The organism is Reyranella aquatilis (assembly GCF_020880995.1).
GTDB lineage: Bacteria > Pseudomonadota > Alphaproteobacteria > Reyranellales > Reyranellaceae > Reyranella > Reyranella aquatilis.
The window spans coordinates 233,726-257,705 of sequence record NZ_JAJISD010000006.1 but is presented as its reverse complement, the minus strand read 5'-3'; the positions used below and the strand labels follow the sequence as shown (position 1 = coordinate 257,705).

23 protein-coding genes are annotated in these 23,980 nt (G+C 68.0%); 9 read left to right on the top strand and 14 right to left on the bottom strand.

Annotation, left to right across the window (positions count from 1 at the left end; translation table 11 throughout):
- The 5 genes from LJ725_RS15715 to LJ725_RS15695 form a co-directional block, all read right to left on the bottom strand.
- Nucleotides 1-1,509, bottom strand: coding sequence for a tripartite tricarboxylate transporter permease (locus LJ725_RS15715; RefSeq protein WP_230551586.1), 1,509 nt, complete (start codon nt 1,507-1,509; stop codon nt 1-3).
- Nucleotides 1,510-1,512: 3 nt separating this feature from the next.
- The gene (locus LJ725_RS15710; RefSeq protein ID WP_230551585.1) at nt 1,513-1,998 is read right to left on the bottom strand and encodes a tripartite tricarboxylate transporter TctB family protein; all 486 of its coding nucleotides are present in this window, start codon (nt 1,996-1,998) and stop codon (nt 1,513-1,515) included.
- Nucleotide 1,999: 1 nt separating this feature from the next.
- Complete coding sequence (locus LJ725_RS15705) at nt 2,000-2,980, bottom strand: tripartite tricarboxylate transporter substrate binding protein (protein ID WP_230551584.1); 981 nt, start codon at nt 2,978-2,980, stop codon at nt 2,000-2,002.
- A gap of 45 nt (nt 2,981-3,025) precedes the next feature.
- Nucleotides 3,026-3,952 carry a tripartite tricarboxylate transporter substrate binding protein gene (locus tag LJ725_RS15700; RefSeq protein WP_230551710.1) on the bottom strand — a complete coding sequence of 309 codons (927 nt, stop codon included), beginning with the start codon at nt 3,950-3,952 and terminating at the stop codon, nt 3,026-3,028.
- A 139-nt stretch (nt 3,953-4,091) separates the two neighbouring features.
- The gene (locus LJ725_RS15695; protein WP_230551583.1) at nt 4,092-4,715 is read right to left on the bottom strand and encodes an FMN-binding negative transcriptional regulator; all 624 of its coding nucleotides are present in this window, start codon (nt 4,713-4,715) and stop codon (nt 4,092-4,094) included.
- Between the two features lie 67 nt (nt 4,716-4,782).
- Here LJ725_RS15695 and LJ725_RS15690 point away from each other — a divergent pair, with 67 nt between their 5' ends.
- From LJ725_RS15690 to LJ725_RS15680, 3 genes are all read left to right on the top strand, one after another.
- Nucleotides 4,783-5,454 (top strand): dienelactone hydrolase family protein, encoded by a 672-nt coding sequence (locus tag LJ725_RS15690; protein WP_230551582.1) that lies wholly within the window; start codon nt 4,783-4,785, stop codon nt 5,452-5,454.
- Between the two features lie 113 nt (nt 5,455-5,567).
- The gene (locus LJ725_RS15685; protein WP_230551581.1) at nt 5,568-6,818 is read left to right on the top strand and encodes a CaiB/BaiF CoA transferase family protein; all 1,251 of its coding nucleotides are present in this window, start codon (nt 5,568-5,570) and stop codon (nt 6,816-6,818) included.
- A complete protein-coding gene (locus LJ725_RS15680; protein ID WP_230551580.1) occupies nt 6,815-7,708 on the top strand; it encodes an HpcH/HpaI aldolase/citrate lyase family protein in 894 nt (297 codons plus the stop codon). The genes LJ725_RS15685 and LJ725_RS15680 overlap by 4 nt, the downstream gene beginning before the upstream one ends.
- Before the next feature lie 40 nt (nt 7,709-7,748).
- Here the strand turns inward: LJ725_RS15680 and LJ725_RS15675 are convergent, their stop codons facing one another.
- The 4 genes from LJ725_RS15675 to LJ725_RS15660 form a co-directional block, all read right to left on the bottom strand.
- A complete protein-coding gene (locus LJ725_RS15675; RefSeq protein ID WP_230551579.1) occupies nt 7,749-8,546 on the bottom strand; it encodes a cytochrome c1 in 798 nt (265 codons plus the stop codon).
- A gap of 5 nt (nt 8,547-8,551) precedes the next feature.
- Entirely contained in the window at nt 8,552-9,787 is a 1,236-nt protein-coding gene (locus LJ725_RS15670) for a cytochrome b (RefSeq protein ID WP_230551578.1), read from the bottom strand.
- Nucleotides 9,788-9,828: 41 nt separating this feature from the next.
- Nucleotides 9,829-10,395: a ubiquinol-cytochrome c reductase iron-sulfur subunit gene (gene petA, locus LJ725_RS15665; RefSeq protein ID WP_230551577.1), complete on the bottom strand. Its 567-nt coding sequence runs from the start codon at nt 10,393-10,395 to the stop codon at nt 9,829-9,831.
- Nucleotides 10,396-10,713: 318 nt separating this feature from the next.
- Entirely contained in the window at nt 10,714-11,502 is a 789-nt protein-coding gene (locus tag LJ725_RS15660; protein ID WP_230551576.1) for a bestrophin-like domain, read from the bottom strand.
- A 388-nt stretch (nt 11,503-11,890) separates the two neighbouring features.
- Between LJ725_RS15660 and LJ725_RS15655 the strand changes: the two genes are divergently transcribed.
- The gene (locus tag LJ725_RS15655; RefSeq protein ID WP_230551575.1) at nt 11,891-12,349 is read left to right on the top strand and encodes a tRNA (cytidine(34)-2'-O)-methyltransferase; all 459 of its coding nucleotides are present in this window, start codon (nt 11,891-11,893) and stop codon (nt 12,347-12,349) included.
- Nucleotides 12,346-13,272, top strand: coding sequence for an oxygen-dependent coproporphyrinogen oxidase (hemF, locus tag LJ725_RS15650; protein ID WP_230551574.1), 927 nt, complete (start codon nt 12,346-12,348; stop codon nt 13,270-13,272). Before LJ725_RS15655 ends, hemF begins: the two co-directional genes overlap by 4 nt.
- A gap of 86 nt (nt 13,273-13,358) precedes the next feature.
- On the opposite strand, the gene LJ725_RS15645 is transcribed toward hemF, so the two are convergent.
- Genes LJ725_RS15645 through LJ725_RS15625 form a run of 5 tightly spaced genes read right to left on the bottom strand, consistent with a single transcriptional unit; the run spans nt 13,359 to nt 17,000 of the window.
- Nucleotides 13,359-14,507, bottom strand: coding sequence for an AAA family ATPase (locus LJ725_RS15645; RefSeq protein WP_230551709.1), 1,149 nt, complete (start codon nt 14,505-14,507; stop codon nt 13,359-13,361).
- A gap of 2 nt (nt 14,508-14,509) precedes the next feature.
- Entirely contained in the window at nt 14,510-14,914 is a 405-nt protein-coding gene (locus tag LJ725_RS15640; RefSeq protein WP_230551573.1) for a hypothetical protein, read from the bottom strand.
- Nucleotides 14,911-16,125, bottom strand: a complete 1,215-nt coding sequence (locus LJ725_RS15635; protein WP_230551572.1) for a CCA tRNA nucleotidyltransferase — start codon at nt 16,123-16,125, stop codon at nt 14,911-14,913. The genes LJ725_RS15640 and LJ725_RS15635 overlap by 4 nt, the downstream gene beginning before the upstream one ends.
- Nucleotides 16,122-16,355, bottom strand: a complete 234-nt coding sequence (locus tag LJ725_RS15630) for a hypothetical protein (protein ID WP_230551571.1) — start codon at nt 16,353-16,355, stop codon at nt 16,122-16,124. The genes LJ725_RS15635 and LJ725_RS15630 overlap by 4 nt, the downstream gene beginning before the upstream one ends.
- A gap of 18 nt (nt 16,356-16,373) precedes the next feature.
- Nucleotides 16,374-17,000: a CoA pyrophosphatase gene (locus LJ725_RS15625; RefSeq protein ID WP_230551570.1), complete on the bottom strand. Its 627-nt coding sequence runs from the start codon at nt 16,998-17,000 to the stop codon at nt 16,374-16,376.
- Between the two features lie 47 nt (nt 17,001-17,047).
- Here LJ725_RS15625 and LJ725_RS15620 point away from each other — a divergent pair, with 47 nt between their 5' ends.
- The 4 genes from LJ725_RS15620 to LJ725_RS15605 are packed head-to-tail and all read left to right on the top strand — an operon-like array spanning nt 17,048 to nt 23,890.
- Nucleotides 17,048-18,082 (top strand): AAA family ATPase, encoded by a 1,035-nt coding sequence (locus LJ725_RS15620; protein ID WP_408015745.1) that lies wholly within the window; start codon nt 17,048-17,050, stop codon nt 18,080-18,082.
- Between the two features lie 33 nt (nt 18,083-18,115).
- Nucleotides 18,116-19,012 carry a DUF58 domain-containing protein gene (locus LJ725_RS15615; protein WP_230551568.1) on the top strand — a complete coding sequence of 299 codons (897 nt, stop codon included), beginning with the start codon at nt 18,116-18,118 and terminating at the stop codon, nt 19,010-19,012.
- A 4-nt stretch (nt 19,013-19,016) separates the two neighbouring features.
- Nucleotides 19,017-21,809 (top strand): DUF4159 domain-containing protein, encoded by a 2,793-nt coding sequence (locus LJ725_RS15610; protein WP_230551567.1) that lies wholly within the window; start codon nt 19,017-19,019, stop codon nt 21,807-21,809.
- 2 nt (nt 21,810-21,811) lie between these two features.
- Nucleotides 21,812-23,890: a hypothetical protein gene (locus tag LJ725_RS15605; protein ID WP_230551566.1), complete on the top strand. Its 2,079-nt coding sequence runs from the start codon at nt 21,812-21,814 to the stop codon at nt 23,888-23,890.
- The last annotated feature ends 90 nt before the right edge of the window (nt 23,891-23,980 follow it).

Below are 23,980 nucleotides of genomic sequence, written 5' to 3'. Positions count from 1 at the left end.
CTACTCGGTCACGTCGAGCGCCACCTTCTCGCGCTTCTTGCGGAGCGCGGGAAGGAGCGGCGCGATCAGCAACAGCGCGGCGAGCGCAAGGCAGGCCACCGAGATCGGGCGCATGACGAAGATGTCGAACGAACCCTGGCTCAGGATCAGCGACTTGCGCAGGTTGTTCTCCAGCATCGGTCCCAGCACGAAGGCCAGCACCAGCGGCGCCGCCTCGTAGCCGAACTTGCGCATGAGATAGCCCAGCAGGCCCGTGCCGATCATCACGAACACGTCGAACACCGCGTTGCCCGAGGCGAAGACGCCGACGATGCAGAACATCAGGATCAGCGGGAACAGGATCTTGTAGGGCGCCTTCAGCACCTGAACCCACATGCCGATCAGCGGCATGTTCAGCACCAGCAGCATGACGTTGCCGACATACATGCTGGCGACGATCCCCCAGAAGACCTTGGGGTTCTGGCTCATCATCAGCGGGCCGGGCTGCAGCCCGTGGATCACGAAAGCACCCAGCAGCAGCGCCATGATGACGTTGGGCGGGATGCCGAGCGTCATCAGCGGGATGAAGGCGCCGCCGGCCGCTGCGTTGTTGGCCGCCTCGGGTCCGGCCACACCCTCGATGGCGCCCTTGCCGAACCGCTCCGGCGTGCGCGACAGCTTCTTCTCGATCGCGTAGGAGGCGAAGGAGGCGATCACCGCGCCGCCGCCGGGCAGCACGCCCAGCAGGAAGCCCAGCAGCGTGCCGCGACCGACCGGCCCGGCGCTCGCCTTCAGGTCCTCGCGCGAGGGCAGCAGGCTGCCGATCCGCGACTGCACGATGTCGCGCCGGATCTGCTGCTCGATGTTGGCCAGGATCTCGGCCACGCCGAACAGGCCCATGACGACGGGCACGAGGCCGATGCCATCGACCAGCTCCAGGCGGTCGAAGGTGAGGCGCGGCATGGCGTTGATCTGGTCGAGACCGATCAGGCCGATGACGACACCGACCGCCGCCATCAGCAGCGCCTTGGCCATCGAGCCCTGCGTCAGGAACGACAGGATGGTGAGACCCAGCACCATCAGGCTGAAATACTCGGGCGGGCCGAACGCCACCGCGACCTTGGCCAGCATCGGTGCGACCAGCATCAGCGCCACGATGGCGAAGGTGCCGGCGACGAACGATCCCAGGGCGGCGATGCCCAGCGCCGGGCCGGCACGACCGCGCTTGGCCATCTCGTGGCCGTCGAGACAGGTGACGACCGACGCCGCCTCGCCCGGGATGTTGACCAGCACCGCCGTCGTCGAGCCGCCGTACATCGAGCCGTAGTAGATGCCGGCCATCATGATGATACCCGACTCGGGTGAGCCGGAGAGCGTGACGGGCAGCAGCAGCGACATGGCCGAGATCGGGCCGATGCCCGGCAGCACTCCGACCAGAGTGCCGATGAACACGCCGATGAAGCAGTAGAGGAGATTGATCGGGTCGAGCGCGACCGCGAAGCCCTGTGCCAGGCCGGAAAGCACGTCCATCGATCAGCCCGCCAGCCAGGAAAGATAAGGCACGTCCTCCAGCCAGCTTCCCTTGGGAAGCTGCACCAGCAGGACTTTCTCCAGCACGTACCAGACACCGACCGAGGCCACCAAGGAGATCGGGATGGAGAGCTTGGGCGACACCGGATCGACGAAGGTCATCAGGAAGAGCAGCAGCGCCAGGCTGCAGATCACGAAGCCCAGCTGCTGGAACAGCGCGCCGAAGGCGATCAGCGCCGCGATCACCATCACCACGTTGCGCCAGCGCGCGCCGCGCCACAGATCGGCCAGCAACGGGCCGTCACCGCGCGCCCCGGCCACCGTGATCGACAGCGCCAGCGCCGACATGAAGAGGCCCAGCCAGAAGAAGACGAACCCCGAGCCGGGCTCGTTCAGCGTGCCGAGTTCCAGCAACCAGCCCTGCCAGGTGACGAAGGCTCCGAGGGCCAGCCAGAAAAGGCCGCCCCAGAATTCCGCGCGACGCAGCATCTCAGCTCTTCTTGGCGAGCCCGAGCTGCTCCACGACCTCGCGCTGCTCGTCATACTGCTGCTTGGCGAACTTCGCGTAGTCCGCGGTGTTCATGTAGCGCTTGGGATAGTCGTACTTGACCATGAGCTCGGCCACCTTGGGATCGTCGAGGGCAGCCTTGAAGGCGTCGTGCAGCTTCTGCACCACGGCCGGGTCCATGCCCTTCGGCCCCGCGAGACCGAACGGCGAATCGAGGGTGAGGTTGAAGCCGAGCTCCTTCAGCGTCGGCACGTCGGGCCAGCGCGGGCTGCGCTCCTGCGTCCAGATGCAGAGCAGGCGGAACTTGCCTGAATCCACCAGCGGTGCCCAGCCGGTCGCGTCGGCGTCGGCCATGACGTGGCCGCCTTCGAGCGCCGCCCAGCCCTCGGGGCCGCCCTTGAAGGGGACATGGGTGAACTTCACGCCCGCCTTGTGTGCGATCTGCTCCATGCCGATGTGCAGCGAGCTGCCGGCGCCCGGAGTCGCATAGGTGAACTTGCCGGGGTTCGCCTTGGCGAAGGCGATCACGTCCTGGAAAGTCTTCAGGGGTGAATCGGCGCGCACCACGACGCCAAACGTGTAGGCCGACGTGTGGAGGATCCAGGTGAAGTCCTTCATCGGATCGTACGGCGTCTTCTGCATGTGCGGCAGGCGGAAGACGGTCACCGGCATCTGCGCGATCGTGTAGCCGTCGGGCTTGGCGGTCGCGGCCATGCTGGCCGGACCGGTCGTGCCCGCACCGCCGGTGCGATTGTCCACGATCACCGGCTGGCCAAGCAGCTTGCCGGCGGCATCGGCCATGGCGCGATGCCAGAGGTCGACGCCGCTGCCCGCCGGCCACGGCATGATCAGCGTGATCGGCTTGTTCGGGAAATCCTTCGCGCCCTGGGCCTGTACGAGTGCGGGGGCGGCGAAGGCCGATGCGACGGCACCCGATGCCACGATGAACGAACGACGACGCATTGTTTTCCTCCCCTGCACCATTCTGCGCCCGCTTTGCGGGGCGTGCTAGCTCTTGGCGGCCAGTCCGAGCTTCTCCAGCGCGGCCTTTTCCTCGACGTAGAGCTGGCGGGCGAACTTGTCGTACTCCGCCGCCGGCATGTAGCGCGGGGACATGTCGTACTTTTCCAGGGTCGCGATCACTTCCTTGTCCTCGAGCGCGACCTTGAAGGCCTCGTCGAGCTTCTTGACCACCGCCGGGTCCATGCCCTTCGGGCCGCCCATGCCGAACGGCGAATCGAATACCATGTCGAAGCCGAGATCCTTCAGCGTCGGCACGTCCGGCCAGTTCTTGGTACGCTTCTCGGTCCAGACGCAGAGCAGGCGGAGCTGGCCTGCATCGACCAGCGGCTTCCAGCCGGTCGAATCGGCCTGCAGCGTGGTGTGCTTGCCCAGCACGGCCGCGTTGGTTTCCGCACCGCCCTTGAACGGCACCTGCGTCCACTTGATTCCGGCCTGGGCTGCGATCCGCTCCATGCCGATGTGCAGCGAGGTGCCGGCGCCGGGCGTACCGTAGGTCACCTTGCCCGGATTGGCCTTGGCGTACTCGATCACGTCCTTGAAGGTCTTGTAGGGCTGGTCGGCCGCGGTGGTGACGCCGAACGTGTAGCCGCTGAGATGCGAGACGTAGGTGAAGTCCTTCAGCGGATCGAACGCCGTCTTCTGCATGACCGGCAGACGGAACACCGAGATCGGCAGCTGAGAGAGGGTATAGCCGTCCGGCCGCGCCGTGGCGGCCATGGTGGCCGGCCCCAGCGTGCCCGAGGCACCGCCCTTGTTGTCGATCTGGAAGGGCTGGCCCAGCACCTTGCCGGCGCGCTCGCACATGGCGCGCAGCGTTATGTCGCTCGATCCGCCCGCGGGCCACGGCACGATGAAGGTGATCGGCTTGTTCGGATAGGACTGCGCGCGCGCCGCCGGCAGATAGAGCGGCATGCCGACACCGGCGGCAATCGCAGTTCCCAGGCCCCGCTTGACGAGGCCGCGGCGACGAATCGTCATTTCATTTCCTCCGCTGTTTGCGCAGGAAATTGGCCGAAGGTTCACACGATGTAAAGCGATTGCAGAACGTGTGTCACGGCAGGACGCGCTTCATCCAGTGGGCCGTCGCCTGCGCGTCCTGGTTGTCGCTTTCCGCGAGCTTCTGCATCACGCGCTGCCCGTCCTCCAGGTCGCGGTTCTGGCTGAGCTTGAGCTTGGTCTGCAGGCGCGCGAGCGGCATGCGGAAGGCGACGATGCCTCGCGTCTGCGCTTCGGCATTTCCCGGCGGCAGGCGATCCAGCCCCCACGAAGAAGCATCGGCGCCTTCATACGCGGCCGCGAGCTTCGCGAGCACGTCGAGCGCACCCTGCGTATCCTCGACGACCTCCGGCCGGCCATAGGCATGGACGGTGACGTAGTTCCAGGTCGGCACCTTGGGGCCGGGCGTGTACCAGGTCGGCGAGACATAGGCGTGCGGGCCCCAGAACAGCGCCAGCGATTCGGCCGGTCGCTCGAACAGCTTCCAGTGGGGATTGGCGCGGGCCAGATGGCCGATCAGCGAGCCGTGCTCGCTGCCGTCGTCCTGCCAGAGCAGCGACAGGTGGGTGGCGAAGGGCGCGCCGGCCTCGTCGGTCGTCATCAGCAGCGCCCAGCTATGGGCCTGCATGACGTCCCGACCGACCGCCTCGTCGCCTGCGAAATGCTTCGGAAGATACATGGTGCGGATTCCTTGAACGTCGCGGGCTTAGCATGGTCCAATGCGGACCACAGAGGGAGGATTATTCATGGGCGAAGATATCCGTCTTAAGTCTGCCGCCGGCGAGATCGGCGCCTACCTGGCGACCCCGGCGGGCACGCCGAGGGGCGGCATCGTGGTCATCCAGGAGATCTTCGGCGTGAACCAGCACATCCGCGCCGTGACCGACAAGTTCGCCGCGGAGGGCTACCTGGCCCTCGCGCCGCGCTTCTTCGACCACATCAAACCCGGCATCGAGCTGGGCTACACGCCCGACACCATCGCCGAGGGCCGCGGCTACGTCATGACGCCGGGCTTCACCGACAAGGCCGTCCAGGACGTGCAGGCCGCGATGGACGAGCTGAAGAAGCGGGGCGTGAAGAAGGTCGGCGTGACCGGCTACTGCTGGGGCGGCACGATCAGTTGGCTGGCCGCGACCCGGCTCAAGCCCGACGCGGTATCTGCCTACTACGGCGGCGGCATCCATGGCGCCCGGAACGAGAAGGCGACCGTGCCGACGCAGATGCATTTCGGCGACAAGGACATGCACATCCCCATGGCGCACGTGAACGAGCTGCGCGCGCTGCATCCCGACGTCGAGATCTTCGACTATCCGGCCGACCACGGCTTCCATTGCGACGAGCGCGGCAGCTGGGACGCCGCCGCCTCGAAGAAGGCGATGGAGCGCACGCTGCAGCTGTTCGCCAAGCACGTCGGCTGACTCAACGACGCCGTTCCCACCACCATTGTCATCCCGAGCGTAGGCGAGGGACCTTTCCCGGCATCGCCAAGGGTTCCTCGCTGCGCTCGGGATGACAGGATTGTTGTTCAAAGATGCCGGCGAAACGCCCCGCAAAGAAGACCTTCACCCCCAGCGCGCGCGGTCCCCTGAACGGCGTCCGGGTCGTCGACCTGTCGCGGCTGGTCGCCGGCAACGTGCTGACGCTCCAGCTCGCCGACTTCGGCGCGGAGGTGATCAAGATCGAGCCACCCGAGGGCGATACGTTGCGCTCATGGCGCGTGAAGGGCGTCGAGACAGCCTGGAAGGTCTATAGCCGCAACAAGAAGAGTGTTGGGCTCGACCTGCGCTCGAATGCCGGCCGCGCCATCGTGCGCGAACTGGCGAAGACTGCCGCCATCCTGGTCGAGAGCTTCCGGCCGGGCGTCATGGAGGATATGGGCCTCTCGCCCGCCGAATTGCATGCGATCAACCCGAAGCTGGTGATCGTGCGCATCTCAGGCTGGGGACAGGACGGACGCTATCGCCACAAGCCGGGCTTCGGCACGCTGATCGAGGGCTATAGCGGCTTCGCCTCGATGAACGGCTTCGCCGATCGCGAGCCGGTGCTGCCGCCGATGTATCTCGCCGACTGCATGGCCGCGCTGAACGGCTACGGCGCCGTTATGGTGGCGCTGCGCGAGGTCGAGATGAACGGCGGCAACGGTCAGGTGCTCGACCTGCCGCTGTTCGATCCGCTCTTCTCGATGCTGGGGCCGCAGGCCGCCAACCACAAGCTGACCGGCGAGGTAAAGGTGCGCACCGGCAGCCGCTCCACCAACGCCGCGCCGCGCAACGTCTATCAGACGAAAGACGGCAGCTGGGTCTGCCTGTCGGCCTCGACACAGGGCATGGCGATGCGTGTGCTGGACAAGATTGGCCGGCCGGAACTGAAGGAAGATCCGCGCTTCGCGACCAACATCGAACGGGTGCGCAACGGTGTCGAGCTCGACCGCATCATCGGCGAGTTCGTCGGCGCGCGCGACCTCGCCGAGAACCTGCGCTACTTCGACGAGGCGGGCGTCACCATCGGTCCCGTCTATGACATCTCGCAGATCGTGCAGGACGACTATGTGCTGGAGCGCGAATCGCTGATCGAGATCGACGACGACGACATGGGCGAAATCCCTACCCATCCGGTCGTGCCACGCATGTCCGGCACGCCGGGGGCGCTGAAGAGCGCCGCCCCCAAGGTCGGCGAACACAACGAGGCGCTGCTGAAGCCGATGCTGGGTGCCGCCGAGTACGACAGGCTGTGCGCCTCCGGCGCGATCTCCAACGGCAGGACCGCGGGGACGAAGAAGTGAACCGGCCCGTCCCGCCCGTCTGGCGCTCGATCCTCTACGTTCCCGGCAACGTCCCGAAGTTCATCGACAGGGCGCACGAGCGCGGCGCCGATTGCGTGCTGGTCGATCTCGAGGACAGCGTGCAGCCGGCGCAGAAGCCCGAGGCGCGGGCGATGCTGCCGGAGACGATGAGGAAGGTGGTACGTGGCGGCGCCGACGTCGCGGTGCGCATCAACCGCCCGCTGCGGCTGGCGATCCCCGACATCGAGGCGGCGGTGCGGCCCGGGCTCTCGGCCCTGTTCGTCACCAAGACCGAGGGCGTGCAGCATCTGCGTCTGCTCGACGAGGTGGTGAGCGAGCTGGAGCGCGAGCGCGGCATGCCGGTCGGCAGCGTCGGCTTCGCCGCCATGATCGAGCATCCGCGGGCGCTCACCGAACTGGCCGACATCGCCGAGCGCGGCCCGAGGGTCGTGGCCATGATGCTGGGCGGCGAGGATTTCGCGCTCGAGACCGGCTCGGTGCCGGGCGACGAGACGCTCGAGTTCCCGAAGCGCATGGTGGCGTTTGCGGCCCAGGCGCATGGCGTGTCGATGATCGGCATCCTGGGAACGGTGGCCGACTATTCCAACCCCGATGCGTACAGGAAGAGCGCCGAGCGGGCGCGCCGCTTCGGCTTCTCCGGCGGTACCTGCATCCATCCCGGCCTGGTCGATGCGTTGAACGGTGCCTTCACGCCGACGGCCGACGAAGTGGCCTATGCGCGGAAGCTGATCGCGGCCGACGAAAAAGCCGCGGCTGAGGGCCGCGGCTCGTTCTCGGTGGATGGCAAGATGATCGACATCCCGGTGATCGACCGCGCCCGCCGGCTGATCCAGCGTCACGAGGCGATCGAACGGCGCCTCAAGCGGTAATCGTCCGGCGGGCGAGCCGAAGGCCCGCCCGGCAAAACGATCAGTGCTTGTCGGCCCACACCATGCGCTTCACGGCGTACATCATGCCCGCCAGCGCAATCAGGAAAAGGATGACGCGAACGCCGGTGCGCTTGCGGTCTTCCATGTGCGGCTCGGAGGCCCAGGCCAGGAACTCGGTGACGTCGGCGGCTTCCTGGTCGAGTGTGGCCTTGGTGCCGTCGGCGTAGGTCACCTTGTCGTCGCTGAGCGGCGGCGCCATGGCGATCTTGTGGCCGGGGAAGTACTTGTTGAAGTTGTCGTCCTTCTTGACGTCGAACTCCTTGATCTGCGCCGGCGTCAGCTTGTCGTACGGAACGTAGCCGGTGAGGATGCCGTAGATGTAGTCGGGGCCGTACTCGCGCGCCTTGACGATGACGCTGAGGTCGGGCGGCGCCTTGCCGTTGTTGGCGGCGGCCGCGGCGGCCTGGTTCGGGAACGGCTTCTTGAAGCGGTCGGACGGGCGCGCGGGACGATCGACCGGTGCGCCTTCGTCGTTGAGATCGGTGACGGTGATGTCCTTGATCAGGCCCTTCACCTGGTTCTCGGTCAGGCCGAGTTCGGTGAGGTTGCGGTAGGCCACCAGCGACAGCGAATGACAGGCCGCGCAGACTTCCTGGTAGACCTGGAAGCCGCGCTGCGCGGCAGCGCGATCGAAGGTGCCGAACGGGCCCTGGAAATGCCAGTGCCTGTGCGGCGGATGCTCGGTGCCGCCGGCCGCGATGGCCACGGTGCCGACGGTGAAGGACGCCAGCGCGATGGCGCCGGAGACCAGGAGATTGCGGGCGAACGGCTTGCGCATGGCTCTTAAACCGCCTTCTTCTTGAGCACCGAGTCGGCGATGCTGGGAGGCAATGGCAACGGCCGTTCGATCTTGCCCAGGATCGGCAGCACGACGAGGAAGTGGGCGAAGTAATACAGAGTCGCGAGCTGCGACAGCGGCACCCAGAAGCCTTCCGGCGGCTTGGAGCCGCAGATGCCGAGGACGATCACGTCCACGACCAGGAACATCATGAACCACTTGTAGATTGGCCGGAACGTGCACGACCGGACGCGCGACGTGTCCAGCCACGGCAGGATAAACAGCACCGCGATGGCGCCGAACATCGCCAGCACGCCGCCCAGCTTGTCGGGAATGGCGCGCAGGATGGCGTAGAACGGCAGGAAGTACCACTCCGGCACGATGTGCGCCGGCGTGACCAGCGGGTCTGCCGGGATGTAGTTGTCCGGATGGCCGAGATAGTCCGGCGCAAAGAAGACGAACCCGGCATAGACGATCAGGAACACCATGACGCCGAAGCCGTCCTTCATCGTGTAGTACGGATGGAACGGAACGGTATCCTGCGGGCCCTTCGGATCGATGCCGGTCGGATTGTTCGAGCCGTGGACGTGCAGCGCGACGACGTGCAGCGCCACCACACCGACGATGATGAACGGCAGCAGGTAGTGCAGCGCGAAGAAGCGGTTGAGCGTCGGGTTGTCGACGGCGAAGCCGCCCCACAGCCAGGTGACGATCGACTCGCCCACGATCGGGATCGCCGAGAACAGGTTGGTGATGACGGTGGCGCCCCAGAAGCTCATCTGGCCCCACGGCAGCACGTAGCCCATGAACGCGGTCGCCATCATCAGCAGGAAGATGACCACGCCCAGGATCCACAGCAATTCGCGCGGCGCCTTGTAGGAGCCGTAGTACATGCCGCGGAAGATATGGATGTAGACGGCGATGAAGAAGAACGAGGCGCCGTTCATGTGCAGGTCGCGGATCAGCCAGCCCTGCGGCACGTCACGGTCGATGCGCTCGACCGAGTCGAAGGCCATCAGCACGTGCGGCGTGTAGTTGGTCGCGAGCACGATGCCGGTGGCGATCATGAGGACCAGCATCACCGTGGCGATCGCGCCGAAATTCCAGAAGTAGTTGAAGTTCCGGGGCGTCGGAAACGTGTGATATTCCTTCTCGATATACGAGAAGATCGGCAACCGGTGATCGATCCAGGCGACCACCTTGTTATTGAAGACCGGCGGCGTGCCGTGAGACGAGGCCATTCTGGGAACTCCAGCGAGATCTGAGCGGGCGATCTGGTCGATCAGCCGATGCGGACGAGAGCGTCGGAAGTGAACAGGTAATCCGGAACGACGAGATTCTTGGGCGCCGGCCCTTTGCGGATGCGGCCCGACGTATCGTAGCTCGAGCCGTGGCAGGGGCAGAACCAGCCGCCGAACTCGCCCTTCGGGTCACCCGCCTTGTTGCCGAGCGGCACGCAGCCCAGATGGGTGCAGACGCCGATCATGATCAGCCACTCCGGCCGGACCTTCTTGGCGGTGTCGGTCACGCGCTTGTTGTCGGTCTCGGGATCCGGCAGCTGCGACATCGGCACAGCCTCGGCTTCCTTGATCTCGGCCTCGGTGCGGTGACGGATGAAGACGGGCTTGCCGCGCCACTTCACGGTGACCGCCTGGCCGACCGCGATCGGCTGGAGGTTCACCTCGATGGTCGACAGGGCCAGCGTGTCCGCGGCGGGATTGAGATTGTTGATGAACGGCCATGCGACGGCCGCCGCGCCGACGGCGCCGAGGGCGCCCGTCGCGACCATGAGGAAGTCGCGCCGCGTCGGATCGCTGTGCCCGTTTGCCGTTGTGCTTGAAGAAGCCATGATTACTCTCTTCCGTCCCCCCGAGGAGATGGCGGGTATATAGCCGGGAAAGCCCCTTTTGTTTCAAGGCTCTGTTGGTCGCAGGCGCGATGAGTGGCGTTGTGTGACAGCGTGCCGCACAAAAGCCTCTTTCGCGATGCGGTTCGTGCAATAAACCGCATATTTTTGGCCCATTTCCTGCCGGTTTTCCGCCGACTCGCTTTCGACTGGTCCGCCTGTCAGTAGGGCCCATCCCCCACGGCTCGCGGTCGAGCCCTGCGACTTCCGCATTCACAACCAAAGACAATCCGCACAGCGGCCCTTGTGCTGACGGCGGCGCTATTGCCGGAGGGTCTCCAGGACCTGACGCAAAGGCTCGGCCGATATCCGAATGGGCGGCGGCGTCACGCGAATGCCGCGATCGAAGGGATTGTCGAGATCGAGCACGAGCTTGATGGCCATCGACACCGCCACGACGCTGAACAACAGGGCGACCACGGTCGTGGCATTGCGGGGCGCAAAGACGCCGAAGCTGCCGTAGATGACGATCAGCCACAGCGCGACGACGCCCACGAACGGCAGCGGCAGCGTATTCACGTTCTGCTGGACCAGCTGCGCCCGCGCCGTCCGGACCGCGGTCGCCAGCCGCAGGGCCTCGCCGATCAGCCACTTCTGGCGGTCGTCGGTCGGCTTGAGGGCCACGAGCCGGTCTTCCACCTCGTCGAAGACTTTGGCGGTCGCCGGGTTGTCGACCTTGTGCTTGCCGGTCGGATCTTCGGCGAACAGATCCTCGAACTTCAGCGCCGCGAAGCGCTGCAGGTTCTCCCTTATGGGGTCGGCCTCCGGACCATAGCGGCGCAGCAGCGTGTCGAGCTGGCTGACGTTGGAGGACAGGAGCGAGACGGTGGCGTTGCGCGCATTGAATGCAGCGTTGGCGTTCGAAATAAGAAACCCGATCACAAGCGCCGTCATGGTGCCGACCACGGCGATCGAAACCGAAACCGTCGCCTTCGCTTCGGCGCTCAGGTGATGATCGGGCAGGCGGCGGCTGATCAACATGCCGAGCATGGCGCTGCCGAAGACGATGCAAAGGACGGTGAACGCAATCTGAGCTGAGTTCAGGATCATATGCGGTCGTCTTTCCCCGGGCGTGGCAGCGGTCGTGGCGCTCTGATGACGCCGGGCGACTATTGCGTCAACAATGACGCCCGCACAAACGCGCGTTGTACGCACGATGCACGTTCAATGCCGGCGGGAAGTCCCGAGGCTCGGGATCGACGCGTGTGAGCGACCTTATCCTCGCCCATCTGACGGGCTGGAGCCCTGCCCCTCACGTCGAGCTCTGGCGGCCGCGACACCGAGGCCGCGACGACAGGCGACCGGGCCCGACTGGTCGTAAGATCCGCCCTTTCGTCCCGCCATCATCCCGGCTACGTCCCCCGACCATACCGGTCGGCGAAGCCGCCGAACGCGCTGCCCCAGCACTTTCGCGACCGGGGCGGAAGGAGACGAATCCATGCGGCTGGCGCTGTTCGAGCCCGACATTCCCCAGAACCTGGGGGCGTTCATCCGCCTCTCGGCGGGGCTGGGCGTCCCGCTGCATGTCATCGAACCGTGCGGCTTCCCCGTGGACGACAGGCGGATCCGCCGGGCCGCCATGGATTACTTCCATCTGGCGACCCTCGTCCGGCATGCCTCCTGGGCCGCCTTCTGCCGGGACCGGCCTCCCGGCCGGCTGGTTCTGTTGACCACGGCCGGCGCGACCCGGCTGCCGGAGGCGGTTTTCCAGCCGGACGACGTCCTGCTGCTGGGCCGCGAGAGCGCCGGAGTCCCGCCCGAGGTCCATGAACGGGCCGACCTGCGCGTCCGTATCCCGCTGCAGGCCGGGGCGCGTTCCCTCAATGTCGCCTTGTCGGCCGCAATGGTATTGGGTGAGGCCCTTCGCCAGACCTCGGGGTTCGAAAAGCTCGCATGACCGCCAAGCCAAGCCGCACCGCCACCGGCCCCAACGGCCCCTCGCCCCTGCCCGACGAGGCGACGATCGTCCAACGCAAAGCGGAGGCCGCGACCTGGTTCGCCAGCCTGCGCGATCGCATCTGTGCCGAATTCGAGCGCATCGAGGACGAGCTGGAAGGCACCCATCGCGAGCGCCCGCCCGGCCGCTTCGAGCGCAAGAGCTGGCAACGCGACAAGGGCTCGAACGGCGAGGATCGCGGCGGCGGCACCATGTCCTTGATGCGCGGCCGCGTGTTCGAGAAGGTCGGCGTCAACATCTCGACCGTGTTCGGCGAGTTCAGCCCCGAGTTCCGCGGCCAGATTCCCGGCGCGGCTCAGGACCCGCGCTTCTTCGCCTCCGGCATCTCGCTGGTCGCCCACCTGCAGTCGCCCCGCGTGCCGGCGGTGCACATGAACACGCGCTACATCGTGACGACGCGCAGCTGGTTCGGCGGTGGCGCCGATCTCACGCCGATGGTGCCGCACGAGCCGGACACGCGCGACTTCCACGCCGCGCTGCGGGCCACCTGCGATGCGCACGATCCGTCTTATCATCCCAATTTCAAGGAATGGTGCGACGAGTACTTCTTCCTGCCGCACCGGCGCGAGCCGCGCGGTGTCGGCGGCATCTTCTACGACTATCTCGACAGCGGCGACCATGCGCGCGATTTCGCCTTCACGCGCGCCGTCGGCGAGACCTTCCTCGACATCTATCCGAAGCTGGTCCGCCGCCACATGAACGAGCCGTGGACCGAGGCCGAGCGCGCCTACCAGCTCGCGCGCCGCGGCCGCTACGTCGAGTTCAACCTGCTGCACGATCGCGGCACGCGCTTCGGCCTGATGACCGACGGCAACGTCGAGGCGATCCTGATGTCGCTGCCGCCCGAGGTGCGCTGGCCTTAGCAAATGGAGCGCGCCACTCCAGTGGCGCATCATGAGTTATGAGCGCAACTGGAGTGGCGCGCTCCAATGAGCCGCCTCGCTCTCTATTAGCGTGCCGGCCAATTCCACATCGGACGTTCTTCGCCCTCGGCAACCGTCTCGCCAAGTTCCTTCGCCAGCGTGATGCGGCGTCCGCCGGCCTTCGTCAGCGCCGAGACGAGGCGCTCTGCATGCGATACCACAATGATCTGCGATCGCTTCGCGGCGGCCGCGATGAGGCGCGCGAGCGGCGACAGCAGGTCGGGATGCAGGCTGGTCTCGGGCTCGTTCAGGATCATCAGCGACGGCGGCCGCGGCGACAGCAGCGCGGCCACCAGCAGCAGGTAGCGCAGCGTTCCGTCCGACAGCTCCGTGGCTTTCAGCGGCCGCAGCAGCCCATGCTGCAGCATCTCGACCTCGAAATAGCCGTCGCTCACCGCGACATCGACCGAGCCGCCGGGAAAGGCATCGGCCACGGCGGCGTCCAGCTCGCCCTCGATGCCGATCTCCCGGATGGTGGCCAGGGCCGCCGCGAGATCGGCGCCGTCGCCTGCCAGCACCGGCGTGCGCGTGCCGACCTGGCGGCGACGCGCCGGCGCTTCGATATCGGTGCGGAAGTGATCGTAGAAGCGCCAGTCGCGAAGCTGCTCGCGCAACGACAGCAGCTCGGCGCCATCCTCGGGATTGGCGCAATGGGTCAACATGCTGTCGAACGGCTGCAGGTGTGTGTGCGCCTGCCGGCGCTGGCCGGTGCGGTCGCGCAAGGTGACTGACGGACCGTTTCGTTCGGCGAAGGCGTTGGCGCGTTGCAGGACGAGGCCGGTCCACAGCGACTCCGCCTTGATCACCGGATCGCGTCCGAAAAGGCCGCCTGGGACCGGCAGGCCGAGGTCGATCGCGTAGCCATACGACTCGGACGAGAAGCCGAGCTTCAGGCTGATCGGAGCCTTGCGCACTGTGCCCTGCACCGCCTGCTCGCCGCGCTTCATGCCGCGCGAGAACTGCTCGGGGCCCGCCCACAGCACCGAGGAGATGCCGCCTTCGAGCGCCAGCGACGGAACGATGCGGCCCTGCGCAACGTCGGCCAGCAGCCGCAGCGCACGATAGAGGCTGGACTTGCCACTGCCGTTGGCGCCGGTGACGACGGTGAGCGGTTCGATCTCCAGCCGCACGTCGCGCAGCGAGCGGTAGCCCGCGATGCAGAGCCGCGAGACGATGCTCATCGCCGGCCGGCCAGCGCCCATCCCGCCACGACCGGCGCCACGAACAGCACGAGGACCAGCAGCGGATAGGGCGCGCCCCACCAGAAGCCGAGGCGATCGAAGAAAGCCTCCAGGCCTTCCTCGTAGGCGAGGCGGGCATAGAGCAGGCTCGCCAGCATCGTCGAGGTCGGCCACAGGAGGGCGGCCAGCAGGGAGGCTTCGAACCAGCGCTCGCCCCGCGTGCGTCCCGCATGGATGATCGCCATCATCGCGACATAGGGCATCGGCACGAGCGCCTTGTACCATTCGACCGCGCGCACCGAGAGCGACGCGGCGATCCAGGTGTCACCCACGAAATCGTTGAGCACGACGAGGATCGCGATCGCCAGCCAGAGCGCGAAGGTGATGCCGGGACGGATCATGGCGCGGCGCGGACCCGCCGTTCGAGTTCGGCGAGGCAGGCCGCGCGGTCGGCCGCGAAATCGCCGTCGATCCACCAGCGCTCGACCGCTTCGATCAGGCTGCCCACCTTCGGTCCCGGCTTCAGGCCGAGCTTCAGCGCATCGCCGCCGCTCACCGGCAGTTCCGGCGGCGTCCAGTCGCGCGCCATCGCGAGCGCACCGCGCCAGTCGCCCGGCGCTTCCGTCGCGAGCAGCAGCCGATCGGCGTAGAGGTTTCCGCCCAGGGCATAGATCTGCGCCCGCCACGCCTTCGGCCCGCCGGCCACGTCGATGACCGGATCGGCAGCGAGCATGACCTCGAGCCGCAGCGCCTGCTGCGTCGAGAGCCGCAGCCGCTTGCCGATCGCCGTCGCATCGGCATCGGGCGACAGGAGCGAGGCGAGGCGGCGCACGGACGCGGGCTCGTCCTCGCGCGCGATCAGCGCCCGCAGCTTCGCCACGCCGATACACTCGGGAAGCCAGTGATCGAGGATGGCGGCTTCGCGCATCGCCCCGACCGTGTCGGCCGGCGCGGGCGCTTCGAGCAGGCGGAGGAATTCGTTGCGCACGCGCTCGCCCGACAGGCCGCGAAGGCCCCCGGCATTGCGGCGGCACGCCATGAAGCCCTCCGAGTCGAAAGGTGGCTTGCCGTACCATGCGTGGAACCGAAAGAAGCGCAGGATGCGCAGCCGATCCTCCGCGATCCGCTGATCGGCATCGCCGATGAAGCGCACGTGCGCGGCGGCAAGATCGGCGCGCCCGTCGAACGGATCGTAGAGCGTGCCGTCGGGATCGGCATAGAGAGCGTTGAAGGTGAAGTCGCGCCGGCTGGCATCCTCCAGCCAGTCGTCGGTATAGGCCACGACGGCGTGACGGCCATCGGTTTCGACATCGCGGCGCAGGGTCGTGAGTTCGAAGGGACGGCCGGCGATCACCGCCGTCACGGTGCCATGCTTCAGTCCCGTGGGCACGACCTTGATGCGCGCCGCTTCCAGAACGTCCATCAGCGTCTCCGGCGGCCGGTCGACGGCAAGATCGGGCTCACCGCGCAGCGGCGCGCCGCGCACGGCGTCGCGCACCCAGCCGCCGACGAAGCGCGCGGTGATGCCGGCGGGACCCAGCACGTCGAACAGCGTGCGGACCGCCGCGTCGTGCGACCACGGCGCCGCATCCAGTCGGCCGGACGGCTTCATGATGCGAAGAGCCCGCCGTAGCCCTGGTTCTGGGTGAAGAACATGACGATGAAGCCCAGGATGGCGCAGGCGAAGCCCGCGATGCCGAGCCACGTCATCGGCATGTCCTGCCATGACGGCAGGGTGCCGGCGATCTTGCGCTCCTGCTTGATCTTCACCGCCCACGCCCAGAGGAAGAAGGCGCCGAACGGCGCCAGCACCAGGGCGAGGATCAGAAGGACGACGCGCATGAAGACTCCCGGCCGGCGTCAGCCGCTGGCGGTCAGGATGAAGTGGAGGTTCTTCAGCATACCCGCCGTGGCGCCCCAGATGTAGCGCTCGCCGTAGGGCATCGCGTAATAGCGGCGCTCGCGGCCCTGCCAGACCCGGCTGTCGATGCGGTGATTGCGTTCGTCGAGGAAGTGGGCGAGCGGCACCTCGAAGACGTCGGCGACCTCGCGCGGGTCTGCACGGGGCGTGAATCCCGGCGTCACCATGCCCACGATCGGCGTGATCTCGTAGCCGGTGCCGGTCCGGTACTGGTCGACCGGCCCGATGACCTCGATGAAATCCCGGGTCAGGCCGACTTCTTCCTCGGTCTCGCGCAGCGCCGTGGCGACGGCGTCGATATCCTCCGCCTGCCGGCGACCGCCGGGAAAGGCGATCTGGCCGGCGTGACTGGGCATATCCTCGGTGCGCTGGGTCAGCAGCACCGTGAGTCCGGGCTCCCGGCGCACCAGCGGCACCAGCACGGATGCGGGACGCCAGACCTGAGGCATCGACGCGACGCCATTCAGCGAGAAGTCGCTGCCGAGGGGTGGCGTCGCAACGGGCAATCCGGATGCCAAACGCCTGCTGCGCTCGCTCACCCGCCGCACAATTTCGTCAACCGTCATGCCCTTGTTCCGGCCTCAATTCTGGGCTTCCCTCAATTACAATTCCCATCGACGACAGGAGCGCCCTGGTGGCCCCCGATACATCGACAGCTACCGACGCCGACGCCCAGGCCGCCCTCGCCGACATCGAACGGCTGGGTGGACAGCTCCGCGCCGCCCGCACCTCCATCGGCAAGGTCATTTATGGCCAGCAGGACGTCATCGATCAAACGCTGGTTGCCCTCCTGTCGGGCGGTCACCTCCTTCTGATCGGCGTTCCCGGTCTCGCCAAGACCAAACTGGTCGACACGCTGGGCGTGGTGCTGGGCATGGAAGCCAAGCGCATCCAGTTCACGCCCGACCTGATGCCGGCCGACATCCTGGGCTCGGAAGTGCTCGAGGAGAGCGAAGGCGGCCGCCGTACCTTCCGCTTCCTGCAGGGTCCGGTCTTCGCCCAGCTGCTGATGGCCGACGAGATCAACCGCGCGAGCCCGCGCACCCAGTCGGCGCTGCTGCAGTCCATGCAGGAGCGGCACGTGACCGTGGCCGGCAAGCGCTACGACCTGCCCGCGCCGTTCCATGTGCTGGCGACGCAGAATCCGCTGGAACAGGAAGGCACCTATCCGTTGCCCGAAGCGCAGCTCGACCGCTTCCTCCTGCAGGTCGATGTCGGCTATCCCGACGAGGAGGCCGAGCGCCAGATCATGATCGGCACGACGGGCGCCGAGCAGGCGGTCGCCACGCAGGCCCTGTCGCCCGGCGACCTGATGGCCGCGCAGGCGCTGGTCCGGCGCCTGCCGATCGGAGAGAGCGTCGTCGACGCCATCCTGAAGCTGGTGCGGGCCGGCCGTCCCGAACACACCGATCTCGACATCGTCCGCCAGCGCGTCGCTTGGGGTCCGGGTCCCCGCGCCAGCCAGGCCTTCATGCTGGCCTGTCGCGCCCGCGCGATCATCCAGGGCCGCCTCGCGCCGTCGGTCGACGACGTCGTGGCGCTGGCCGGGCCGATCCTGCGCCATCGCATGGCCGTCAACTTCTCCGCCCGCGCCGAAGGCGTCACCGTCGAGTCCGTCATCGCCCAGATGTGCGCCCGCCTCGGGTAGTCGTCTGGCCTAGGCATTGCACTGCGGGTGTTCATGGCTTCGCCTTCAACCCTTCATCGGTCGCTCGAACTCGCCGGCACGCTGCCCGCCCTGATGGTGGCCGCCGATCGCGTCGCCGCGACCGTCATCCAGGGCGTGCACGGGCGTCGCCGCGTCGGCCAGGGCGACGCCTTCTGGCAGTATCGCCCCTATCGCGACGGCGACAGCGCGAGTCAGATCGACTGGCGCCAGAGCGCACGCAGCCGCAATCTCTTCGTGCGCGAGACCGAGTGGGAGGCCGCGGCCAGCATCTGGCTGTGGCGCGACGCGTCGCCCTCGATGCAGTACGCCTCGCTGAAGAACATCGACACCAAGGCGGTGCGCGCCGAACTCATCACGCTGGCCGTCGCCAGCCTGCTCGCCGATGCCGGCGAGCGTGTCGCCGTACTGGGTGGGGGCATGCGCCCCGCCTCCGGCCGCGTCGCCGTGCGGCGCGTGGCCGAGACCCTGCTCGACGAAAGCCGCGACAGCACGCGCACGCCGGCCAGCCTGCCGCCGATGGTGCCGCTGCCCGCGCACGGCACGATCGTGCTGGTCTCCGACTGGCTCGACCCGCTGGAGAAGATCGAGGAGATCGTCCGCTACTACGCCAGCGTCGGCGTGCGCGGCCATCTCGTCCAGATCCTCGATCCCGCCGAGGAAGAGCTGCCGTTCGACGGTCACGTGAAGTTCGAGGGTCTCGAAGCCGAGGGCCAGCACACGATCCGCCGCGTCGAGGCGGTGCGCGCCGCCTACGGCGCCCGCCTCACCGCGCAGAAGGAAGGACTGAACCGCCTGGCGCGGCCGGCCAACTGGACCGTGCATCTCCATCGCACCGACCGCTCGCCGCAGACCGTGCTTCTCTCCCTTTACCTCGCCATGGCCGACATGGGTCGGCTGAACATGGCCTGATGACATGCTGAGTCTCGGCGCGTTCGCCTTTGCCGCTCCCGGCATGCTGGCCCTGCTGGTGGCCCTGCCGGCGATCTATTTCCTGCTGCGGCTGATCCCGCCGCTGCCCAAGCTCGTGCGCTTCCCGGCAATCCGGCTGCTTGTCGGCCTGGAGCCGGCCGAACAGACGCCGATGAAGATGCCTTGGTGGCTGCTGCTGCTGCGGCTGCTGCTGGCGACCGCGCTGATCCTCGCCGTGGCGCGCCCGCTGCTGAACCCGCAGGCCGAGTTGCCGGGCCGCGGACCGCTGCTGCTGGTGATCGACGACGGCTGGTCGAGCGCGCCGGGCTGGGCCACGCGCACCGCCCATGCCGAGCGCCTGATCCAGCGCGCCGAGCGCGCCAATCGTCCGGTCGTGCTGGTCGGCACCGCGCCTGCGCCGCTCGATGCGCCCGCGGTCCGTCGCGGCGCGATGCGGCCCGACGAGGCGCGCACGCTGCTGCGCGCCTTCCGCCCCAAGCCCTGGCCGACCGATCGCACGGCCGCGGCCGCCGCCATCGACCAGATACAGATCGAACCCGGCGCCTATGCCGTGTGGCTGAGCGACGGCCTCGAAGACGAGGGCGCGACGCGCCTCGCCGAACGCCTGCGCCGCTTCGACGGCCTGCAAGTGCTGCTGCCCGACCAGGCCACGACGCCGCTGCTGCTCCTGCCGCCCGCCGCCGAAGGGCGCGACCTCAAGGTGCGGGCGCTGCGCGCCGCCGCCGACGGTCCACGCAAGGCCGCCGTCCAGGCGTCCGACGAGCAGGGCCGTGTGGTCGCCCGCATCGACCTCGACTTCGCCGCCACCGCCACCCAGGGCGAAGGCGTGCTGGCCATACCGGCCGAACTGCGCAACCGCATGGCCCGCCTCGACATCGAGGCGCAGGGCGGCGCCGGCAGCACGATCCTGCTCGACGAGCGCCATCGCCGCCGTCCCGTCGCCATCCTGGGCGAACGCGCCACCGCCGGCGGCCAGCCGCTGCTGCAGGAAGTCTACTTCCTCGAACGCGCGCTCGATCCCTATGTGAGCCTGAGCATCGGCGATCGCGAGGCGGTGCTGACGCGCAACACCGCCGTGCTGCTGATCCCCGACGGCTCCACCCCGTCAGCCAACGACCGCGAGGAGATCGCCAAGTGGGTCGAGCGCGGCGGCATTGCCGTGCGTTTCGCCGGCCCCAATCTCGCGGCCGGCGCCGACAATCTCGTGCCGACCAAGCTCCGCCTGGGCGACCGCGCGCTGGGCGGCATCATGAGCTGGGGCCAGCCGAGCGCGCTGGCCGAATTCCCGCCCAACAGCCCCTTCCTCGGCATCCCGATCCCCAAGGACGTGCGCATCTCCCAGCAGGTGCTGGCCGAGCCGACGCCCGACCTCGCCGACAAGACCTGGGCGCGCCTGGCCGACGGCACGCCGCTGGTCACGGCCGAAAAGCGCGGCCAGGGTTATCTTGTGCTGATCCACACCACCGCGAACACGGGCTGGAGCAACATGGCTTTGTCGGGCCTGTTCGTGAACATGCTGCAGCGTCTCGTGACGCTGTCGCGCGGCGTCGCCGGCGACGGCGTCAACAAGGCGCTGAAGCCGTGGCGCACGCTCGACGGCTTCGGCCGCCTCGGCGCGCCGCCCGCCGGCATCCAGATCCTGCCCGCCGATGCCGCCGAGACCTTCCAGCCCAAGCCGTCTTCCCCGCCAGGCCTCTACGGCGACGAGAACGCCCAGGTCGCTTTCAACATTGGCGGCCGCATTCCCGCGCCCAAGCCGCTGGCGCTGCCGGGCGGCATCTCGACCGACAAGCTCTCGGAAGGCGGCGAGACCGACCTGTCGAAGTGGTTCCTGCTGGCCGCCCTCGTGCTGTTGCTGGCCGACCTGCTGATCTCGCTGTGGCTGCGTGGCCTGCTGCCCAAGGCGGTCCGTTTCGGCCGCGCCGCACCGGCCGCATTGCTGCTCGGCGCTCTCGTCTTCACGGGATCGACCGACCTCCAGGCGCAGCAGCCCGCGCCGCCGCAGCGTCCCGGGTCGACGGCGACGGCGCCCGCCGCAAGGCCCGGCCCGCCGCCGCTCACCGACGAGCAGGCGCTGAAGGGTTCGCTCGACATCCGGCTGGCCTATATCGTCACCGGCGACAAGGAAGTCGACGACATCAGCAAGGCGGGCCTTGAGGGCCTGAGCGAGATCCTGCGCAGCCGCACCTCGGTCGAGCCCGCCGATCCGGTCGGTCTCGATCTGGAGCGCGACGAGCCGCGGCTCTACCCGCTGATCTACTGGCCCGTGACCTCGACCCAGCCGGCTTTGTCGCCGCGCGCGCAAGCCGCGCTCGACCGCTACCTGCGCACCGGCGGCATCATCTTCATCGACACGCGCGACCAGCAGATGAGCTTCGACCGGCCCGCCGGCGGCAATCCCGATCTCAAGCGCCTGCTGGCCGGCGTCGAGACGCCGCCGCTGGTCGCCATGCCGCCGGACCATGTGCTGAGCCGCGCCTTCTATCTCCTGTCGGACATGCCGGGCCGCTGGACGGGTGGAAAGCTCTGGATCGAATCGGGCGGCGGTCGCGTCAATGACGGCGTCACGACCATCCTGATCGGCTCCAACGACTATGCCGGCGCCTGGGCCACCGACCAGCGCGGTCGCGGCCTCAACCCGGTGTCGCCGGGCGGCGAGCAGCAGCGCGAGATGTCCTATCGCTTCGGCGTCAACCTCGTGATGCATGCGCTGACCGGCAACTACAAGGACGACCAGGTTCACCTGCCGGACATCATGCAGAGGTTGAGGCGATGAACATGACCTCCGCCGTTTCGGTCGCCTTCGATCCGCTGCTGCCGTGGACGGTGCTGGCCGTGCTGGGCGCGATCGGCCTTGTGCTGGTCCTGCTCGGCCTGCGGGCCGGTGCGCGCGGCACGATCTGGCGCCTCGGTTCGCTCGTCGTCGTGCTGGCGGCGCTGGCCAATCCCTCGCTGATCGAGGAGCAGCGCAAGCCCATCGCCGACGTGGCGCTGGTCGTGGTCGACGACAGCGATTCGATGGCGATCGGCGAACGGCGCCAGCAGGTCCAGAGCGCGCGCGAATCCCTGAAGCGCAAGCTCGGCCAGCAGGACGGGCTGGAAGTGCGCGAAGTCGTGTTGCCGCCGTCGCAGATCCAGCTGGGGAGCGAGCGGCCGGGCGGCACGCGCCTGATCGATGCGATGCGCTCGGCCCTGATCGAGATCCCGCCGGAGCGGCTGGCCGGCGTCGTGCTGTTGAGCGACGGCCAGGTTCATGACGTGCCGGCCGGCGTGCCGCCGGAACTGGGCGGCGCGCCCGTGCATGCGCTGATCGCCGGCAAGAAGAACGAGCGCGACCGCCTGATCGTGCTCGAACAATCGCCGCGCTTCGGCGTGGTCGGCCGCGAGGTCATGGCGAAGTTCCGGATCGAGGACCCTGCCGGCGGTACCGCGCCCGTCACGCTGTCGGTCGGCGGCGAGGTCGTGAAGCGCATCGACGTGCCGGTCGGCCGCTCGGTCGAGCTGCCGATCACCGTCGGCAATCCCGGCGCCAACGTCGTCGAACTGGAAGTCGGGCCCGGCCCCAGCGAACTCACTCTCGACAACAACCGCGCACTCTTCACCATCAACGGCGTGCGCGACCGGCTGCGCGTGCTGCTGGTTTCGGGCGAGCCCTACCAAGGCGAGCGGGCGTGGCGGAACCTCCTCAAGAGCGATCCCGCAGTTGATCTCGTGCACTTCACCATCCTGCGCACGCCGCAGAAGGACGATTTCACGCCGGTGCGCGAACTGTCGCTGATCGTCTTCCCGATGCGCGAGCTGTTCGAGCAGAAGCTCAAGGAATTCGACCTGATCATCTTCGACCGCTACGAGTCGGGGAACCTGATCACGCGCGACTACTTCCGCAACATCACCGAATACGTGAAGGGCGGCGGCGCGCTGCTGGTCTCGGTCGGTCCGGTGTTCGCGACGCAACGCTCGCTGTACCGCACGCCGCTTGGCGCGATCCTGCCCGGCGCGCCGACCGGCGACGTAGTGGAGACCGGCTTCAAGCCCAAGGTCACCGAGATCGGCCAGCGTCATCCGGTGACGGCCAACCTGCCGCAGGCCGGCGATCCCAACAAGGAGCCGGAGTGGGGCCGCTGGTTCCGCCTGATCACCTCGCGCACCGAACGCGGCAACGCCGTGCTGGCCGGCGCCGAGGAGAAGCCGCTGGTGATCCTCGACCGGGTCGGCGAGGGCCGCGTGGCGCAGCTCCTGTCCGATCATCTGTGGCTGTGGAATCGCGGCATCGATGGCGGCGGGCCGCAGCCCGAACTGGTGCGCCGCGTCGCGCACTGGCTGATGAAGGAACCGGACCTCGAGGAAGAGGCGCTGCGCGCCACTGCCGTCGGCGGCCGCATCGAGATCACGCGCCGCACGCTGGCCGCGACCTTTCCGCAGGTCACGATGACGTCGCCGGGCGGCGCCACGCGCACGCTCGACCTGCGCCAGACCGCGCCCGGCCTCGGCCTCGCCGTGGTCGACGTCGACAAGCCTGGCCTCTACCGGTTCGACGACGGCAGCCTGCGCACCGTCGCCGCCGTCGGCAGTCCCGACCCGCTGGAATTCTCCGACGTGCGCGCCACCGATGCCAAGCTGAAGCCGCTGGTCGACGGCACCGGCGGCGGGCTGATGTGGATCGCCGACCAGTCCGAGCCCGACATCCGCACCGTGCGCCCCGGCCGCGCCGCCGGCGGCTCCGACTGGATCGGGCTGCGCCGCAACGAGGGCTATACGGTCGCCGGCATCAACCAGCTCCCGCTGCTGCCTGGCCTGCTCGTGGCGCTCGCCTTCCTGATGGCCATCGCCAGCGCCTGGTGGCGCGAGGGGCGTTAAGCGCGCCTTCGATCAGTGGCACTTGGTTCGCAACGGCCCTGCCTTCGTGCCAAGCGTCGGGCCGTCGCCACGCTTTGTTGGACGAGATCG

What these genes read in the sequence shown, in the direction of transcription:
- LJ725_RS15715 (WP_230551586.1), bottom strand. Translation starts at nt 1,509, where the DNA reads ATGGACGTGCTTTCCGGCCTGGCACAGGGCTTCGCGGTCGCGCTCGAC.
- LJ725_RS15710 (WP_230551585.1), bottom strand. Translation starts at nt 1,998, where the DNA reads ATGCTGCGTCGCGCGGAATTCTGGGGCGGCCTTTTCTGGCTGGCCCTC.
- LJ725_RS15705 (WP_230551584.1), bottom strand. Translation starts at nt 2,980, where the DNA reads ATGCGTCGTCGTTCGTTCATCGTGGCATCGGGTGCCGTCGCATCGGCC.
- LJ725_RS15700 (WP_230551710.1), bottom strand. Translation starts at nt 3,952, where the DNA reads ATGCCGCTCTATCTGCCGGCGGCGCGCGCGCAGTCCTATCCGAACAAG.
- LJ725_RS15695 (WP_230551583.1), bottom strand. Translation starts at nt 4,715, where the DNA reads ATGTATCTTCCGAAGCATTTCGCAGGCGACGAGGCGGTCGGTCGGGAC.
- LJ725_RS15690 (WP_230551582.1), top strand. Translation starts at nt 4,783, where the DNA reads ATGGGCGAAGATATCCGTCTTAAGTCTGCCGCCGGCGAGATCGGCGCC.
- LJ725_RS15685 (WP_230551581.1), top strand. Translation starts at nt 5,568, where the DNA reads ATGCCGGCGAAACGCCCCGCAAAGAAGACCTTCACCCCCAGCGCGCGC.
- LJ725_RS15675 (WP_230551579.1), bottom strand. Translation starts at nt 8,546, where the DNA reads ATGCGCAAGCCGTTCGCCCGCAATCTCCTGGTCTCCGGCGCCATCGCG.
- LJ725_RS15670 (WP_230551578.1), bottom strand. Translation starts at nt 9,787, where the DNA reads ATGGCCTCGTCTCACGGCACGCCGCCGGTCTTCAATAACAAGGTGGTC.
- petA (WP_230551577.1), bottom strand. Translation starts at nt 10,395, where the DNA reads ATGGCTTCTTCAAGCACAACGGCAAACGGGCACAGCGATCCGACGCGG.
- LJ725_RS15660 (WP_230551576.1), bottom strand. Translation starts at nt 11,502, where the DNA reads ATGATCCTGAACTCAGCTCAGATTGCGTTCACCGTCCTTTGCATCGTC.
- LJ725_RS15655 (WP_230551575.1), top strand. Translation starts at nt 11,891, where the DNA reads ATGCGGCTGGCGCTGTTCGAGCCCGACATTCCCCAGAACCTGGGGGCG.
- hemF (WP_230551574.1), top strand. Translation starts at nt 12,346, where the DNA reads ATGACCGCCAAGCCAAGCCGCACCGCCACCGGCCCCAACGGCCCCTCG.
- LJ725_RS15640 (WP_230551573.1), bottom strand. Translation starts at nt 14,914, where the DNA reads ATGATCCGTCCCGGCATCACCTTCGCGCTCTGGCTGGCGATCGCGATC.
- LJ725_RS15635 (WP_230551572.1), bottom strand. Translation starts at nt 16,125, where the DNA reads ATGAAGCCGTCCGGCCGACTGGATGCGGCGCCGTGGTCGCACGACGCG.
- LJ725_RS15630 (WP_230551571.1), bottom strand. Translation starts at nt 16,355, where the DNA reads ATGCGCGTCGTCCTTCTGATCCTCGCCCTGGTGCTGGCGCCGTTCGGC.
- LJ725_RS15625 (WP_230551570.1), bottom strand. Translation starts at nt 17,000, where the DNA reads ATGACGGTTGACGAAATTGTGCGGCGGGTGAGCGAGCGCAGCAGGCGT.
- LJ725_RS15615 (WP_230551568.1), top strand. Translation starts at nt 18,116, where the DNA reads ATGGCTTCGCCTTCAACCCTTCATCGGTCGCTCGAACTCGCCGGCACG.
- LJ725_RS15610 (WP_230551567.1), top strand. Translation starts at nt 19,017, where the DNA reads ATGCTGAGTCTCGGCGCGTTCGCCTTTGCCGCTCCCGGCATGCTGGCC.
- LJ725_RS15605 (WP_230551566.1), top strand. Translation starts at nt 21,812, where the DNA reads ATGACCTCCGCCGTTTCGGTCGCCTTCGATCCGCTGCTGCCGTGGACG.